The organism is Streptosporangium sp. NBC_01469 (assembly GCF_036227305.1).
Taxonomy (GTDB): Bacteria; Actinomycetota; Actinomycetes; order Streptosporangiales; family Streptosporangiaceae; genus Streptosporangium.
The window spans coordinates 5,811,690-5,826,285 of sequence record NZ_CP109465.1 but is presented as its reverse complement, the minus strand read 5'-3'; the positions used below and the strand labels follow the sequence as shown (position 1 = coordinate 5,826,285).

The 14,596-nt window shown below is 71.4% G+C and carries 11 protein-coding genes; 4 read left to right on the top strand and 7 right to left on the bottom strand.

What is annotated here, in order from left to right; translation table 11 throughout:
• Window positions 1-320 precede the first annotated feature (320 nt).
• The gene (locus tag OG587_RS25580) at window positions 321-2,033 is read right to left on the bottom strand and encodes a right-handed parallel beta-helix repeat-containing protein (protein WP_329079533.1); all 1,713 of its coding nucleotides are present in this window, start codon (window positions 2,031-2,033) and stop codon (window positions 321-323) included.
• A gap of 82 nt (window positions 2,034-2,115) precedes the next feature.
• On the opposite strand from OG587_RS25580, the gene OG587_RS25575 reads away from it, so the two are divergent.
• Entirely contained in the window at window positions 2,116-3,147 is a 1,032-nt protein-coding gene (locus tag OG587_RS25575) for a TetR/AcrR family transcriptional regulator (protein WP_329079532.1), read from the top strand.
• Between the two features lie 229 nt (window positions 3,148-3,376).
• Here the strand turns inward: OG587_RS25575 and OG587_RS25570 are convergent, their stop codons facing one another.
• The 5 genes from OG587_RS25570 to OG587_RS25550 all read right to left on the bottom strand — a co-directional run bounded on the left by OG587_RS25570 (window position 3,377) and on the right by OG587_RS25550 (window position 8,522).
• Window positions 3,377-4,570 (bottom strand): RNA-guided endonuclease InsQ/TnpB family protein, encoded by a 1,194-nt coding sequence (locus OG587_RS25570; protein WP_329094012.1) that lies wholly within the window; start codon window positions 4,568-4,570, stop codon window positions 3,377-3,379.
• 164 nt (window positions 4,571-4,734) lie between these two features.
• The gene (locus OG587_RS25565; protein WP_329079530.1) at window positions 4,735-5,844 is read right to left on the bottom strand and encodes an LLM class flavin-dependent oxidoreductase; all 1,110 of its coding nucleotides are present in this window, start codon (window positions 5,842-5,844) and stop codon (window positions 4,735-4,737) included.
• A gap of 40 nt (window positions 5,845-5,884) precedes the next feature.
• Window positions 5,885-6,883, bottom strand: coding sequence for an ABC transporter substrate-binding protein (locus tag OG587_RS25560; protein ID WP_329079528.1), 999 nt, complete (start codon window positions 6,881-6,883; stop codon window positions 5,885-5,887).
• Window positions 6,880-7,719 (bottom strand): ABC transporter ATP-binding protein, encoded by an 840-nt coding sequence (locus OG587_RS25555; RefSeq protein WP_329079526.1) that lies wholly within the window; start codon window positions 7,717-7,719, stop codon window positions 6,880-6,882. Before OG587_RS25555 ends, OG587_RS25560 begins: the two co-directional genes overlap by 4 nt.
• A complete protein-coding gene (locus tag OG587_RS25550) occupies window positions 7,698-8,522 on the bottom strand; it encodes an ABC transporter permease (protein WP_329079525.1) in 825 nt (274 codons plus the stop codon). Before OG587_RS25550 ends, OG587_RS25555 begins: the two co-directional genes overlap by 22 nt.
• A gap of 167 nt (window positions 8,523-8,689) precedes the next feature.
• On the opposite strand from OG587_RS25550, the gene OG587_RS25545 reads away from it, so the two are divergent.
• Both OG587_RS25545 and OG587_RS25540 read left to right on the top strand, forming a co-directional pair.
• Complete coding sequence (locus OG587_RS25545; RefSeq protein WP_329079523.1) at window positions 8,690-9,172, top strand: cation:proton antiporter regulatory subunit; 483 nt, start codon at window positions 8,690-8,692, stop codon at window positions 9,170-9,172.
• Window positions 9,173-9,180: 8 nt separating this feature from the next.
• On the top strand, window positions 9,181-10,338 hold the full coding sequence (locus OG587_RS25540; RefSeq protein ID WP_329079521.1) for a cation:proton antiporter: 1,158 nt from the start codon (window positions 9,181-9,183) through the stop codon (window positions 10,336-10,338).
• Here OG587_RS25540 and OG587_RS25535 read toward each other — a convergent pair.
• Window positions 10,313-13,570 carry a BTAD domain-containing putative transcriptional regulator gene (locus OG587_RS25535; RefSeq protein ID WP_329079519.1) on the bottom strand — a complete coding sequence of 1,086 codons (3,258 nt, stop codon included), beginning with the start codon at window positions 13,568-13,570 and terminating at the stop codon, window positions 10,313-10,315. The two genes, OG587_RS25540 and OG587_RS25535, sit on opposite strands and share 26 nt — an antisense overlap.
• Window positions 13,571-13,811: 241 nt before the next feature.
• Here OG587_RS25535 and OG587_RS25530 point away from each other — a divergent pair, with 241 nt between their 5' ends.
• The gene (locus tag OG587_RS25530) at window positions 13,812-14,573 is read left to right on the top strand and encodes an SDR family oxidoreductase (protein ID WP_329079518.1); all 762 of its coding nucleotides are present in this window, start codon (window positions 13,812-13,814) and stop codon (window positions 14,571-14,573) included.
• The last annotated feature ends 23 nt before the right edge of the window (window positions 14,574-14,596 follow it).

The window sequence follows — 14,596 nt, the reverse complement described above, 5'->3', positions numbered from 1 at the left end:
CAGGACTACCCGTCTAAATACCGCGCCGGAATCGCCTTCACGCTCATGCCGATCTCAAGGCTTCTCCAAGAGCGGCCTCCCCGGACGGCCGGGTGCTCTCCGGGAACCGGGAGACGCCGGGGCGGGCCGCGACCGCCCCGGCCACTGCGGCGACAGCCATCGGCCGGCACCACCGTACGGTCCCCGGTGGTCACGGCCGTGGCCGCCGTACGAGCGCGGAGGTCACCGGCCGAGACCCCCGCGCGGACGCCAAGGGGCGCCGACCGAAGCGCCGTACGGGCGCCGGAGTCACCGGCCGAGGCGTCGTACGGGCGCCGGGGTCATCTGCCGAGCAGGTGGGCGTAGCCGGGTTCCAGTCCCGCCCGCGCGGTGATGGCCGCCGCACGGGCCTCGAAGTCCTTCGCGTCGGCCACCGTCACGTTGTCCTCCAGGGTGACGCCCTCCGGCGGGTCGTCCAGGCCCACGGGGTCGGCGTCCCAGATGTTGCCGCGGAGGACGACGTTCTCCAGCGGCGGCCAGACCTGCAAAGTGGCGGTGTTGTCGGCGCGCTGGACGGCGTTGCCCTCGACGGTGACCCAGGCGGCGCCGTAGTCGGTGTAGAGCGCGAAGTTGTACGGCGTGAGGGTGTCGCGCACGACGTTGCCGCGGATCACCGCGCCGTTGTCGTGGGAGTCGCCCTGCGGCCCCGACAGGTAGACGCCGCCGCCGTCGGCCAGCACCTTCAGCGTGTTGAAGGTGAGGTTGCGCAGGACCCGGGTGCTCTTGCCGGGGCCGAGCACGATGCCGCAGTGCGGGACGTCGTTCACCTGGTTGTGCGCGAGCGTGGAGTCCTCGCTCGCGGTCACCGCGATGCCGGGCGAGCCGGAGTACTCCAGGCCGATGTCGTGGATCCAGTTGTTCTCGATCCTGGCGCCACGGCTTTCGCCGATCGAGATGCCGCCGCCGCAGACGTCCTCGAACACGTTGCCCCGCACCAGAATGCCGGTGCCGCCGGAGAAGCACAGGGCCGTGGCGCCCAGCCTGGTGAAGCGGCAGCCTTCGACCGTGACTCGCTCGGTGCCCTCGAACACGACGTTCGCGGGAATCGTCAGCGACTCCCCCGGCACCGTCACCCACGCCCCCTCGGCGAACGAGATCTTCTCGATGGGGCCGCCGTCGTAGTAGCCGGTGCCGTGGTAGTGCAGGAAGCCCTCGGGGCTGCTCGGCCGCATCCAGGTGGCGTCGGCGAAGGTGATGCCCAGGAAGGCGACGTCGCGGGCGCCGGTGACCTTGACCAGCTCCTCCAGTGCGGGCGCGACGACCTCCGTCCGCCCGGGATCCTCGCCGGGGCGCGGCCGGTAGTGCAGGACGTGGTGGCCGGGGCGGGACCTGTCGAGGGCGAAGGTGCCCGGCTCGGTCAGGAAGCCCACGCCGTTCTCCACCCGGGTCGGCAGGCCGGGGCCGTAGGACTCGCCGCCGCCCTCCCACGGGACGACCGAGTTGTAGAGCTTGATCGCCCAGCCGAAGGCGGGCTGGGCCATGGTGATGGTGGTGGAGTGCTCGTCTCCCTCGACGGCGGCGACGCCGAGGCGGGCCTCCGTCCACGGGTAGACGCCGCGCAGGACGAACTCGACGTCGCCGGGGTTGCCCCAGCTCTGCGGGGCCGTGCTGTCGGTGACGTAACCCGTGTCGGTTCTGGTGGCGTTCCCGGGAACGGTGTCGATCGCGGACCGCTCGGCCCTGCGGCCGTCGACGTGGAGCCGGCGGGTGTCGAGGTCGCCGACCTCGGCCAGCCAGACGCCGTCCCGCTCGCGCCAGCCGGTGATCCTCCGGCCACCGCTGACGACGGCCTCGCCCTCGGCCCGGTAGGTCACGCCGGAGTCGGCCTCGGTGAGATGGAAGGTTTCGGCGAGCCGGTGGGTGCCCGCCAGCAGGTTGACCACGGCACCCGTGCCACGGGCCAGGTCACGGGCGCGGGTGAGGGTCGCGAGGGGCTGTTCGCGGGTGCCGGGCCAGGCGTCGTCACCGGAGGGAGAGACGTAGAGCTCTTTCAAGAGCACTCCTCGTTTATAATGTAAACAGTGCTATACAGCATAAACAGATATTGGGGTCGAGCGTCAAACCGAAGGAGGACGGGTGGCCGTCGAGGAGGATCCGGAGCGGACGGTCGAGTTGCTGTGGCGGGAACCGCGGGACGCCGCCCCGAGACAGGGGCTGAGCCTCGACGCGATCGTGCGCGCGGCCGTCGAGATCGCCGACGTCGACGGGATCGAGGGGCTGTCCATGCGCCGGGTCGGCGAACGGCTCGGTTTCACCAGCATGTCGCTGTACCGGCACGTACCGGGCAAGGCGCAGCTCGTCGACCTGATGTGCGACGCGGTGATGGGCAATGTCGCGACAGACGCCGTACCGGGCGATGTGGCGACGGACACGACGGCGAACGCGGTACCGGGCGACGTGGCGACGGACACCGCGACGGACACCGCGACGGACGCGATGCCGGGCGACATGGCGGCGGGCGCGGCGAGGAACGAGGCGGGCGGCGGCGGCGCGGCGGGCACGCCGCACGGGTGGCGCGAGGCGGTTGAGAGGTGGGCGCGGCGCGGCTGGGCCCTGTGCCACCGCCATCCCTGGCTGGCCGGGGCACGCGGCACCCGGCACGTTCCCGGCCCGAACTCCATCGCCCACTTCGAGTACGCGCTCAGCACCGTGGCGGGGATCGGCCTGAAACCCTCCGAGATGGTCGCCGTGGTGGGCCTCGTCGGCCGGTTCGTGGACAGCGAGGCGGCCAGGGCCGCGGAGATCTCCAGGGTCGAGCGGCACACCGGAGTCTCCGAGGAGGAATGGTGGGGCGCCAGGAGCTCCCTGTACGAGAAGCTCCACCTCTATCCCACGCTGACCCGCGTCTGGGAGGCGGGCGGTTACGACGAGCCGGAGGACTCCTTCGAGTTCGGCCTGCGGCGCGTCCTGGACGGCGTCGAGGCACTGGTTCGCGAGCGTGACGTAATACGTGACGAAAATGCCGTGTGCGCGATGTGCGGAACGAGCATGGACCAGGCCGAGACGGGCCGCCCTCGCGCCTACTGCTCACGGGCCTGCCAGCAGCGCGCCTACCGCAGGCGCCACCGCTCCACATCGGGACCGGGTGACCTCCCTGGCCGGAAATGACCTGCCTGGACGAGCTCCGGCCGAACCGGTTCTCGCCGAGCGGGTCCGGGCCGGGTGGGTTCCGGGTCGGCGGAGCCCGATCGGCCAGGCGGACCCGGCCGGTCAGGCAGGTTCCACCTCCGAGCGGATGCCTGCTTCCGAACGCTTGTCTTCCCTGACGCCTACTTCCGCGAGTCGCTCAGCACCTTGGCATCCTCCCCTGCCTGAAGGCGGGGGATTCCAACGGCACCTACCCCACGAAGAGGAGGTCGCGTTGAGGTTCACGGTTCGCGGGCCCGCCCAACGGCAGGCCTCCCCGCGCAGCCACCGCGTGCCCCGCGGCGGTATCTCGGATGTTCCTGGCCGCGTTCACGTCGGCGTTGACCCGATGCCCGCAGCCCACACACGAGAAGAGCGCTTGGCTCTCGCGACTCTCCCCGGCACGGTGCCCACAGGCGTTACAGGTCTGCGACGTGAAACGCGGATCGATCCTCCTAACCCGGCCCGGAGCCTTCTGCTCCAGCCGGACCACGAGCCGACCCCACCCGGCGGCGAGAATGCCCCGGTTCAGGCCCGCCTTCTGCCGAACATTACGGCCCGGCACCTCAAGGGTGCCCTTAGCCGACCGGGTCATCGCGGAGACCTTCAACTCCTCGACCGCGATCACCTCGAAACGGCGCGCCAGATCGGTCGAGGTCTTCTCCACCCAGTCCTTACGCCGATCAGCCTCACGAGCCTTCAAACGGGCGATGGCGAGCTTCACCTTCGCCCGCCGCTTCGATCCCCGCTTGGCTCGCGCGAGCTTGCGCCGCAGCCTCAGCAACCGTTTCCTCTCGGTCTCACGCAGGGCGGGCACGCTCAGCAACTCACCCGTGGACAGCGCCGCGCTGACCGTCACCCCTCGATCCACCCCGACGACCCCACCCGCACCCGGCGCGGGGATCGGCTCGGGAATCGCGGCGAACGCGACATGCCAACGCCCCGCCGCATCCCGGGTGACCCGGTAGGACTTCGCCTGCGCGACGGGGCGCGACCAGCGAAACCGCACCCACCCCACCTTGGGAATCTTCACCTCGCCCACGTTGCGCGACACCCGCCGCACATCACCGGGCTTGACCGCGACGATCCGAAACCCCTCGTTGCGTCCCCGGCTACGCCAGGTGGGCTTGCGGTGGGTTTTACCGAAGAAGTTCGCCATCGCCTGGTGGAAATCCTTGAGCGCCTGCTGCTGCACCGTCACCGACCCGGCACGCAACCACTCGAACGCGGCCCGCGCCTCGGTGAGCTGACGACACTGCTCGGCGAACCCCGGCGCCGACCCCCGGCCCGGCCTCCAATGAGCGTGCTGCTCCACCGCGAGATTCCACACAAACCGGGCATGCCCGCAATGCTCCAGCAACACCCGCTCCTGAGCGGACGAGGGCTGAAGCCGAAAACGCGACACGCCGACCAACCTACCGACGCCCTCCGACAAAACCGGGAGACCACCATGCTCGACCGTTCCGCGACTCCTCCCCGCCCTGAAGGACGGGACATCCACTCTGCAAGGACTTGGTGACCGCGCTCACCTCCGGGCGGCCGAAGGTCCCGCCGCGGCCGCCCGGGTGTTCACCGTGGGACGGGCGCGGCGGCGAACCGGGGAAGCACGTTCTCGCCGAACCAGTACGACTCCTCCAGGTGGGGGTAGCCGGACAGGACGAACTCCTCGATGCCGAGCGAGGCGTACTCCTCGATCCGCTCGGCGACCTGGGAGTGGCTGCCGACCAGGGCGGTTCCGGCACCGCCCCTGACCAGACCGACCCCGGCCCAGAGGTTCGGGTGGATCTCCAGGTCGCGGGCGGTGCCGCCGGCGAAGCCCTCGTGCAGTTCCAGCATGCGCTTCTGGCCGACCGACTCGCTGCGGCCCAGCAGCTTCCTGGCCGAGACGATGTCGGCCGGGTCGATGGCGGCCAGCAGCCGCTCCGCCTCCGCCCAGGCGTCGCGCTCGGTGTCGCGGGTGATCACGTGCAGCCGGATGCCGAAGCGGAGCTTGCGGCCCCGCTCCTCGGCCAGCCCGCGGACCCACTCGATCTTCTTCGCCACCTGCTCCGGGGGCTCGCCCCAGGTGAGATAGACGTCCACGTGCCTGGCCGCGACCGGTCCCGCCGCCTGCGAGGAACCACCGAAGTAGATCTCCGGGACGGGGTCGGGCGTCTCGGACACCATCGCGCCGTCGACGCGGTAGTGCGTGCCGTCGAAGTCGTACGGGGTGCCGCTCCACGCGCCGCGCACGATCGACAGGAACTCGTCGGTGCGCTCGTAGCGTTCGTCCTTGGACAGGTGGTCGCCGAACCTGGCCTGTTCGACGGTCTCCCCGCCGGTCACCACGTTGAGCAGGAGCCTGCCGCGCGAGAGCCGCTGGTAGGTGGCGGCCATCTGCGCGGCCAGTGTCGGGGACATGAAGCCCGGCCGGAACGCGACGAGAAACTTCAGCCGCTCGGTCTCGCGGGTCAGCGCGGCGGTGACCAGCCAGGCGTCCTCGCACCAGGTGCCGGTCGGGGTGAGGACCGCCTCGAAGCCGAGCTGCTCGGCGGAGCGGGCGACCTGCGCCAGATACTCGATGTCCGGGGGACGGAACGCCGCCGCCTCGGAGCGGCCGTGCCCTCTGGCGAGGCCGTGGCCGCCCCCGGTGAGGACCCGGCTGTCACCGGCGGTGGGCAGGAACCAGTGGAACTTCATCGGGTGCCTCCGGACCTCGGAAGGGACGTCGCGAGGGGCGTCACGAGGGGTTCTCCAGGGTGGCGTCGAACCGGGTGTCGACGACGTCGGCGAACTTGACGGGTACCGGGATGAGCTTGGCCTCGCTGAAGGCGTCGGCCACGAGTTGCTCGCGCTCGACGACGTCCCCGGCGAGCTTGAGGTCCTTGAACGAGCTGCGCTTGATCGCCGTGCCGACGATCCCCGGGTCCAGCCCGGTGAGCTCGGAGTAGACCTTGGTCCACTCGTCCTGGTGGTCGTTGGCCCACCGGTGCGCCTTGCGGATCCGCGACACCCAGTCGCCCAGCGCCGCCGCGCGGGCCGGGTCGGCGAGGGAGTCCTTGCCCGCGATCTGGAACTCGAAGCCGTTGGCGTAGCCCTCACCGTCGACCAGGATGCGCGCCTTGGTCTGGGACTCGGCCTGGGCGGTGTAGGGATCCCAGATGGCCCAGGCGTCGATCTTGCCGGAGGAGAGCGCGGCGAGGGCGTCCGGCGGCTGGAGATACTGGGGCTGGATGTCGCCGAAGCCCAGGCCCTCCTTCTTCAGCACGGCCAGCAGGTGGAAGTTCGCGGAGCTGCCCTTGGCCACGGCGACACGCTTGCCGCGCAGGTCGGCCGGGGTCTTGATGGGCGAGTCCGCCGGGACGACGACGGCCTGGCCGCCGACGCCCTTCTCCGCGACCGCGACGATGGAGATCTTCGCCCCGGCGGCTGCGGCGAAGACCGGCGGGGCGTTGCCCACCGCGCCGAAGTCCAGGGAACCGGCGTTGATGGCCTCCAGGATCGGCGGCCCCGAGGTGAACTGGGACCAGGTCACCTTGTACTTGACGTCGTCGAGCTGTCCGGCCGCCGTCAGCAGCGCCTGGAGGCCCGTGCCCTTCTGGTCGCCGACGCGCAGCGTCACCTGGGACAGGTCGACCGAGCCGTCGGCGCGGACGCCCTGTTCCTCCTCCGCTCCGCAGGCGGCGGTGACGGTGAGGAGCAGTGCCGCGGCGATCAGGGCGGTGACACGACGTTTCATGCGGTTCCTTCCGGGGTGACGCCCAGCCGGTTGAGCAGGGTGGAGCGCAGTGCGATGAGATCGGGGTGGTCGCGGTGGCGGGGTCGGGGCAGCTCGATCCTGGACTCGTGGGCGATGGCGCCCCCGTCGAGCACCAGGACACGGTCGGCGAGCAGCATGGCCTCGTCCACGTCGTGGGTGACGAGCAGGATGCCGGGGCGGTGCCTCGCCCACAGGTCGAGCACGAGCCGGTGGATGGTGATGCGGGTCAGCGCGTCCAGGGCGCTGAACGGCTCGTCCAGCAGGAGCAGCCCGGGTTCGCGGACCAGCGCCCTGGCCAGCGAGGCCCGCTGGGCCTCGCCGCCCGACAGGGTGAGCGGCCAGGCGTCGCGGAGGCCGCCGAGGCCGACCTCCTCCAGCGCGGCGAGCGCGGCGGCGCGCGGGTCGGGGGCGCGGAGGCCGAGGGCGACGTTGGCCAGGACCCGCTTCCACGGCACGAGCCGGGGTTCCTGGAAGGCCACGGCGACGGTGCCACCGACCTCGACCTCGCCCTCGGCGCCGGGGTCGAGCCCCGCGAGCACCCGCAGGAGGGTGGACTTGCCCGAGCCGCTGCGGCCGAGCAGGGCGACGAACTCGCCCCGGGCGATCTCCAGGTCGACCCCGTCGAGGACCCGCCGTTCCCCGAAGTCCCGGGTGAGCCCCCGTACGGCCGCCACCGGAGCCGCCGTGCGGGACGGGGTCTCCGTGGAGGGCCGGGGCTCCGTGCGGGGCGGGGCCGCCGTGGAGGACCGGGAATCGGTGCGCGCAGGCGCCTCCGTACGGGACGAGGTCAGCGTTACAGGAAATTCTGCCGCCATGACAGGGCCCTCCTCTCCAGCAGGCGCACCAGCGCGTCCGTCAGCAGGCCGAGGATCGCGTAGACGATCAGGCCGACGACGATCACGTCGGTGCGCAGGAACTCCCGGGCGTTGTTGATCATGTATCCCAGCCCGGCGTCCGCGTTGATCTGCTCGGCCACGATCAGTGCCAGCCAGGCCACGCCCAGGCTCTGCCGCAGGCCGACGAGAGTCTGGGCCAGCGCGCCCGGCAGGACGATGTGGGTGACCGTCTCCGTACGGCTCAGCCGCAGCACCCGGGCCACCTCGGCGAGTTTGCCGTCGACGCCGCGGATCCCGGAGAAGGTGTTGAGGTAGAGCGGGAAGACCACGCCGAGGGCGACCAGGGCCACCTTGGGGGTCTCCCCGATGCCGAACCAGAGGATGAACAGCGGGATCAGGCCGAACAGCGGGAGCGCCCGCAGCATCTGCAGCGGCGGGTCGACGGCGTTCTCACCGACGCGGCTGAGCCCGGCGACCAGGGCGAGGCCGATTCCGGCGACCGCGCCGAGGGTGAAGCCGATCACGGCCCGCTGGAGCGAGACGGCGATCGCCTCGGGCAGGACGCCTTCCTGGACGAGCCCGGCGGCGGTGGTGAGGATCTTGAGGGGCGAGGCGAGGAGCCGCTCCGGGAGGAGTCCGGTGGTGCTGGCGACCTGCCACACGACGACGATGACCAGAGGACTGGCGAGGCGCTGCCAGGCGGTGGCGGAGAGCAGGGGGACGCGTGACCGTGTTCGCACGGCCCGTTGTCGCATCCCCGCGTCGACGGCGGGAGCGGACACGGAAGACCTCATTCACGGCTGGAGGCTGGGTTCCCGCCAATCGTCTGGCAAATAACCCACAAAGTCAATCGGTAATACGGGTAATTACCGATGGCGCGCTCCGGTGCCCCGGTTGGTAGGTTTTCCGGAAAGGACAAAACGCACGCGTACGCGGAGGAGCTGGCACGGTGGAGGTCGAGCAGACGGCACTGCCCGGTATAGGACTGCGACACGAGTTCACGACGCGGTCGGGCAGGCGCATCGGGATCGTCTCTCATCGCACCGGCCGCCGCGACCTGGTGATATACGACCCCGACGATCCCGACCGCGCGTGCGAGACCGTCAAGCTGAACGACGAGGAGGCCGACGCGCTCGCCGAGCTGCTCGGCGCCCCGCGCATCGTGCAGCGCCTCAACGCCCTGCACCGCGAGGTCGAGGGCCTGGTCAGCCTGCAGCTGCCGATCGTGCCCGGCTCTCCGTACGCCGGCCGGCCGATGGGTGACGCGCGCGTCCGCACCCGCACCGGCGCCTCCATCGTGGCCGTGGTGCGCGAGGGTCAGGTGTTCGCCAGCCCCGCCCCCGACTTCACGCTGTTCGAGGGTGACGTGGTGGTCGTGGTGGGCAGCCCGGAGAGCACATCCGCCGTCTCCGACATCCTTTCCGGCGGGTAGGGCACCGGGTGCACACTGCGATTCTTTTCCTTGAGCTCGGTGCTGTCCTTCTCGGGCTCGGCATACTGGGAGCACTCGCTCTGAGGGTGGGCATCTCGCCCATCCCCCTCTATCTCATCGCCGGTCTGGCCTTCGGCACCGGCGGCATCCTGCCCCTCGCCACCAGCGAGGAGTTCATCTCGGTCGGGGCCGAGCTCGGCGTGATCCTGCTGTTGCTCACCCTCGGCCTGGAGTACAACGCCGACGAGCTCGTGACGAGCCTGAAGGGCAACGCGCGCGCGGGCGTCGTCGACCTGGTGCTCAACGCGGCACCGGGCGCGATCGCCGCGCTGCTGCTGGGCTGGGGTCCGGTGGCCGCCATCGCCATGGCCGGTGTCACGTACGCGACCTCCTCGGGCATCACCGCGAAGGTCCTGTCCGACCTGGGGTGGATCGGTAACCGCGAGACGCCGGTGGTGCTGTCGCTGCTGGTCTTCGAGGACCTGACGATGGCCGTCTACCTGCCGATCCTCACCGCGGTGCTGGCCGGAGTGAGTTTCGCCGGCGGCGCGGTCACCGTGGCGATCGCGCTGGCCACGGTCAGCGTCGTGCTGCTGGTCGCGCTCCGCTATGGCAGGTTCATCGAGGCCTTCGTCTCCAGCCCCAACTCCGAGGTGCTGCTGCTGAAGGTCGTCGGCCTCGCGCTGCTGGTCGCCGGGGTGGCGCAGCAGTTGCAGGTCTCGGCCGCGGTCGGCGCCTTCCTGGTCGGCATCGCGCTCTCGGGCGAGCTGGCCGAGGACGCGCAGGCGCTGCTCACCCCGATCCGCGACCTGTTCGCCGCGGTGTTCTTCGTCTTCTTCGGCCTGCAGACCGACCCGGCCAAGATCCTGCCGGTCGCCGGGCTGGCCGCGCTGCTCGCCCTGGTCAGCATGATCACGAAGCTGCTCACCGGCGCCTACGCCGCCCGCAGGGCGGGCATCGGCAAGGCCGGGCGGGCGCGGGCCGGTATCGCGCTCATCCCCCGGGGCGAGTTCAACATCGTGATCGCCGGACTCGCCGTGGCCGCCGGGGTGCATCCCGACCTGGGCCCGCTGGCCGCCGCGTACGTCCTCATCCTCGCCGCGTTCGGCCCGCTGGCCGCGCGGCTCGTCCAGCCCTTCATCACCGCCATCGCCAAGCGCGCCTGAGTCCTGCCCGGCCCGCCGGAACGGCGGGCCGGGCAGGAAACCGAAGATCGCCTTCCAGGGATTCGATCGTGTCCGTAAGGCGATCGAGCATGGCGCCTCGCGTCGCCGCCGTGATCCGGTCGACGTCGCCGCGCTCGCCCTCGGGGAGTGGGGCCCCCACCGACTCGCGCGCCGCGGCCGCCGCTTTCAGCAACCGGACGGCGTGACCGGGGTGCCCGGCGAGAGCGCGGGCACCGGCCAGGCCCTCCAGCGCGAGGGCGATCGCCCGCGGGTCGCCGGTGGCGCGGGCGGCGGCGTGTCCTTCCAGGTGCAGAGCCAGCGCCCCCTCCGCGTCCCCGCGCAGCTCGGCGACGAAGCCGAGCTCGGCCAGGATCAGCGCCGTCCCGTTGTCGGGGTCGATCCGCCTGTTCCAGTCGAGCCACCGGTTCAGATGCGCCTCGGCCTCCGCCAGCCTGCCCTGGCGCCTGGCGCCCAGGCCCAGCCCGATCTCGGCGTGCTCCTCCGCGAGCCGGTTCGACTGCTCGGCGGCCAGCCGCATGGCTCGCAGGTGCAACCGCTCAGCCGCCGCGAAGTCGCCGGTCAGCAACGCGATCCTGCCGAGCCCGGACAGCCGGTAGGAGACCTCACTCCACAGCCCGAGCTCCTCGGCCATGCGCAGCCCGTCCGCACGCAGCCGCCTGGCCCGCTCGTAGTCCCCGGTGACCTCGGCCAGCGTGCCCAGTAGATCCGCCGCCTGCCCCTGGCCCCAACGATCCCCGAGTTCGCCGAACAACGCGAGGCTCTGCGCGCCGTCGCGGCTCAGCGCGGCGAGGTCGCCCCTGACCAGCGCCTGCTTGGCCAGGCCCAGCAGCGCCGCCGCGCTGCCCCATCGGTCGTCAAGTGTCCGGAACCGCGCCAGCGCCTCACTCATTTTCCGCTCACTGGCCGCCAGCTCGCCGAAGTCGATCTCCGCGAACGCCACGAACCACTCCGCCCTGGCCCGCCCGCACAGCGCGCCGGGGCCGGCCTCGCGCATCGATCCGGTACGGCCGCGCGCCGCTCCGTTGAGGCCGTCGCCCGCCAGCATCGTCGTACCCGCCAACCATGCCTCGGCCGTGCCCCACTCGGCGGACCCCGCCTCGTCGGCGGGGTGGCCCAGCGCCAGCGCCGAGGCCAGCGCCCTGCGGCCCTCGCCAAGCCTGCCGCGCAGGATCCAGTACCACGCCAGCGCGTTGACCAGCCGCAGCGCGAGCTCGGTGTCATCGTCATGGGCGGCGTGCTCGAGCGCGACCCGCAGGTTCGCGGTCTCGGCGTCCAGCCGGCGCAGCCACCGGTTCTGCTCGTGCCCGCGCAGGTGCGGCTCGGCACGCTCGGCCAGCGCCGCGTAGTAGCCGCCGTGCCGGCGCTTCATGATCGCGAACTCGCCGGCCTCGTGCATGCGCTCGGAGCAGTAGGCGGCCACCGATTCGAGCAGCCGGTAACGGAGGCCGTCGGCGCCGTTCAGCACGACGACGAGCGATCGGTCCACCAGACGGGCCAGGATGCCGAGTACGCCGGTCGCCGGTACGCCGTCCCCGGCACAGACCTGCTCGGCCGCCTCCAGCGTGCAACCGTCCGCATGCACCGCCAGCCGGCGCAGAACAACGCGCTCGGATCCGGTCAGCAACTCCCAGCTCCAGTCGATCATCGCCCGCAGGGTCCGCTGCCGCGCGGGGGCGTCCCGCCTCCCGGCGGCCAGCAGCCGGAATCGATCGTCCAACCGGGCCGCGAGCTCCCGTACGCCGAGCGCCCGGACCCTGGTCGCGGCCAGCTCCAGGGCGAGCGGGATGCCGTCGAGGCGTCGGCAGATCGCCGCCACAGCCTGAGCGTTCTCGGCGTCGAGCGCGAACCCCGGCGCCGCGGCGGACGCCCGCACGGCGAACAGCTGGACCGCGCCGAACTCCAGCAGGGCCGTGGGTGGCATCTCGGTCTCGGGGCCGGGCGCCTCCAGCGGCGGCACCATCTGCAGGAACTCACCCGACAGTTCCAGTGGCTCCTGGCTGGTGGCCAGGATGTGGAGTCCGGGCGCGGCCTTGAGCAGCCGTTCGGCCAGCTCGGCGACCGGCTCGACCACGTGCTCGCAGTTGTCCAGCAGCAGCAGCAGTTCCTTGGCGCGCAACGCGCCGCCAAGGCGCGCCACCGGCCCCTGCCCGGTGCGGGGGCCGGTGGCGTCGTCACGGATGCCCAGAACCGCGGCCACCACCTCGGCCATGCCGTCCACCGAGACCGAGCGGTCCAGCGCCGCCAGCTCGACGACCCACACTCCGTCGGAGAAGGTGTCGGCGACCTGGGAGGCCGCCTCCAGAGCGAGCCGGGTCTTGCCGACCCCGCCGGGACCGGTGAGCGTCACCAGTCGTTCCCGGCCGAGCAGCGAGCGCACCCGCGTGACCGCCTCCGTCCTGCCGACGAGCTCGGTGAGCTGTGCGGGCAGGTTCGTCCTGACCTGGCCGGCCGGCAGGGGTTCGAGGTTCAGGGCCCGGTCCTGCTCCAGGATCGCCTGGTGCAGCGCGACCAGCTCAGGGGCCGGGTCGAGACCGAGCTCTCCTGCCAGCCGTACGCGCAGGTCGGTGTAGGTTTCCAGCGCCTCGCTCTGCCGGCCCGCGCGGTACAGGGCACGCATGTGCGCGGCGCGCAGCCGTTCCCGCAGGGGATGCCCGGCCACCAGGTCTCCGAGTTCACCGACCAGCAGGTTGTGCTCGCCGAGCTCCAGTCGCGCCTCGGCCAGCTGCTCCAGCGCGGTCAGCCTCTGCTCCGCCAGCCGGGTGATCGCGGCTCGGGCGAACTCCTCGTCGGCGAAGTCGGCGAACGCCGTCCCCCGCCACAGCGACAGGGCCTCTGTCAGCAGCGCGGCCTGAGCCCGCGGAGTCGCGGTCCGGTGCGCGCGGGACAGGAGGGTCTCGAACCTCTCCGCGTCGACCTCCGCGCCGGCCCACAGCAGGTATCCCGGCGGGTGCGAGGCCACGAGCTCCCGGCCGCCGGGCTCGGCGTCCTCCAGCACGCGGCGTAGCTGCGAGACCTTGGTCTGCAGGACCGCCACGGGGTTGGCCGGGAGCTTGTCCCCCCACAGGTCGTCGATCAGCCGGTCGGCGGGCACCGGCCGTCCCCGGTGCGCCAGCAGGTCGGCCAGCAGCGCGCGGACCTTCAATTCCGGCACCCGGACCGGCTGCCCGTCCGTCGTCCACACCGCCAGCGGACCGAGCACCCCGAATCGCATGTTGCGACGTTATCTCAGCAGATCGACCGGCTCGGCGCTCAGGTGGGAGGCCGGAAGTCCACCGGAAGTCCACCAGAAGTCCGCCGGAAGCGCGCACCCGCAAGGTGGGGACCGACGAAAGGGTCTGCCTTGTACTCCACCTCCGTGCTCGCCCTCGTCACCCTCCGCCACATACGCCCCAGCGGCGAAACCGTACCTGACGGGGAATCCCGCTAGATCCATCGAGAAAGAAGGAAATTTCATGAGCAAGTACGCAGGCAAGAAGGCCGTCGTCACCGGCGGGACGCACGGCATGGGACTGGCGATCGTCAAGGCGCTCCTGGAAGGGGGAGCGGAGGTCCTGCTCACCGGCAGGAACGAGCGGAAACTGGAGGAGGCCAGGACCGAACTCGGCTCCCAGGCGGCGCACGTGGTGCGCTCCGACGCGGCGAGCATGGCTGACATCGACCACCTCGGCGCGCTTGTCGAAGACAGGCTCGGCCGGCTCGACGCGGTGTTCGTCAACCACGGCATCGCCGAATTCGAAGCGCTGGAGCAGGTGACCGAGTCCTCCTTCGACCGGCAGTTCGGCATCAACGCCAAGGGCTCCTTCTTCACGGTGCAGCGCCTGGCGCCACTCGTCAACGATGGCGGCTCCTTCGTCTTCACCACCGTGGCCAACGACCTGGTCTTCCCCGGAATGAGTGTTTACTCCGGCTCGAAGGAGGCGCTGCGGGCGTTCGCCCATGTGTTCGCCGCCGAGTTCCTGCCCCGGCGGATCAGGGTCAACTCGGTGGCGCCCGGCTTCATCAAGACGCCGACCATGGGCGTCGCCGGGCTGTCGGAGGAGGAGCGGGCGCAGTTCGAGAAGCAGGGGAACGAGATGACGCCCCTCCAGCGCAACGGCACGATCGAGGAGGTCGCCACCGCGGCGCTCTTCCTCGCCTTCGACGCGACCTTCACCACGAACGTCGAGCTGGCCGTCGACGGCGGTTTCGCGCAGGGCCTGACCGCTTCCCACTAGTTGTCCGCCTCGCCGATTGGAAC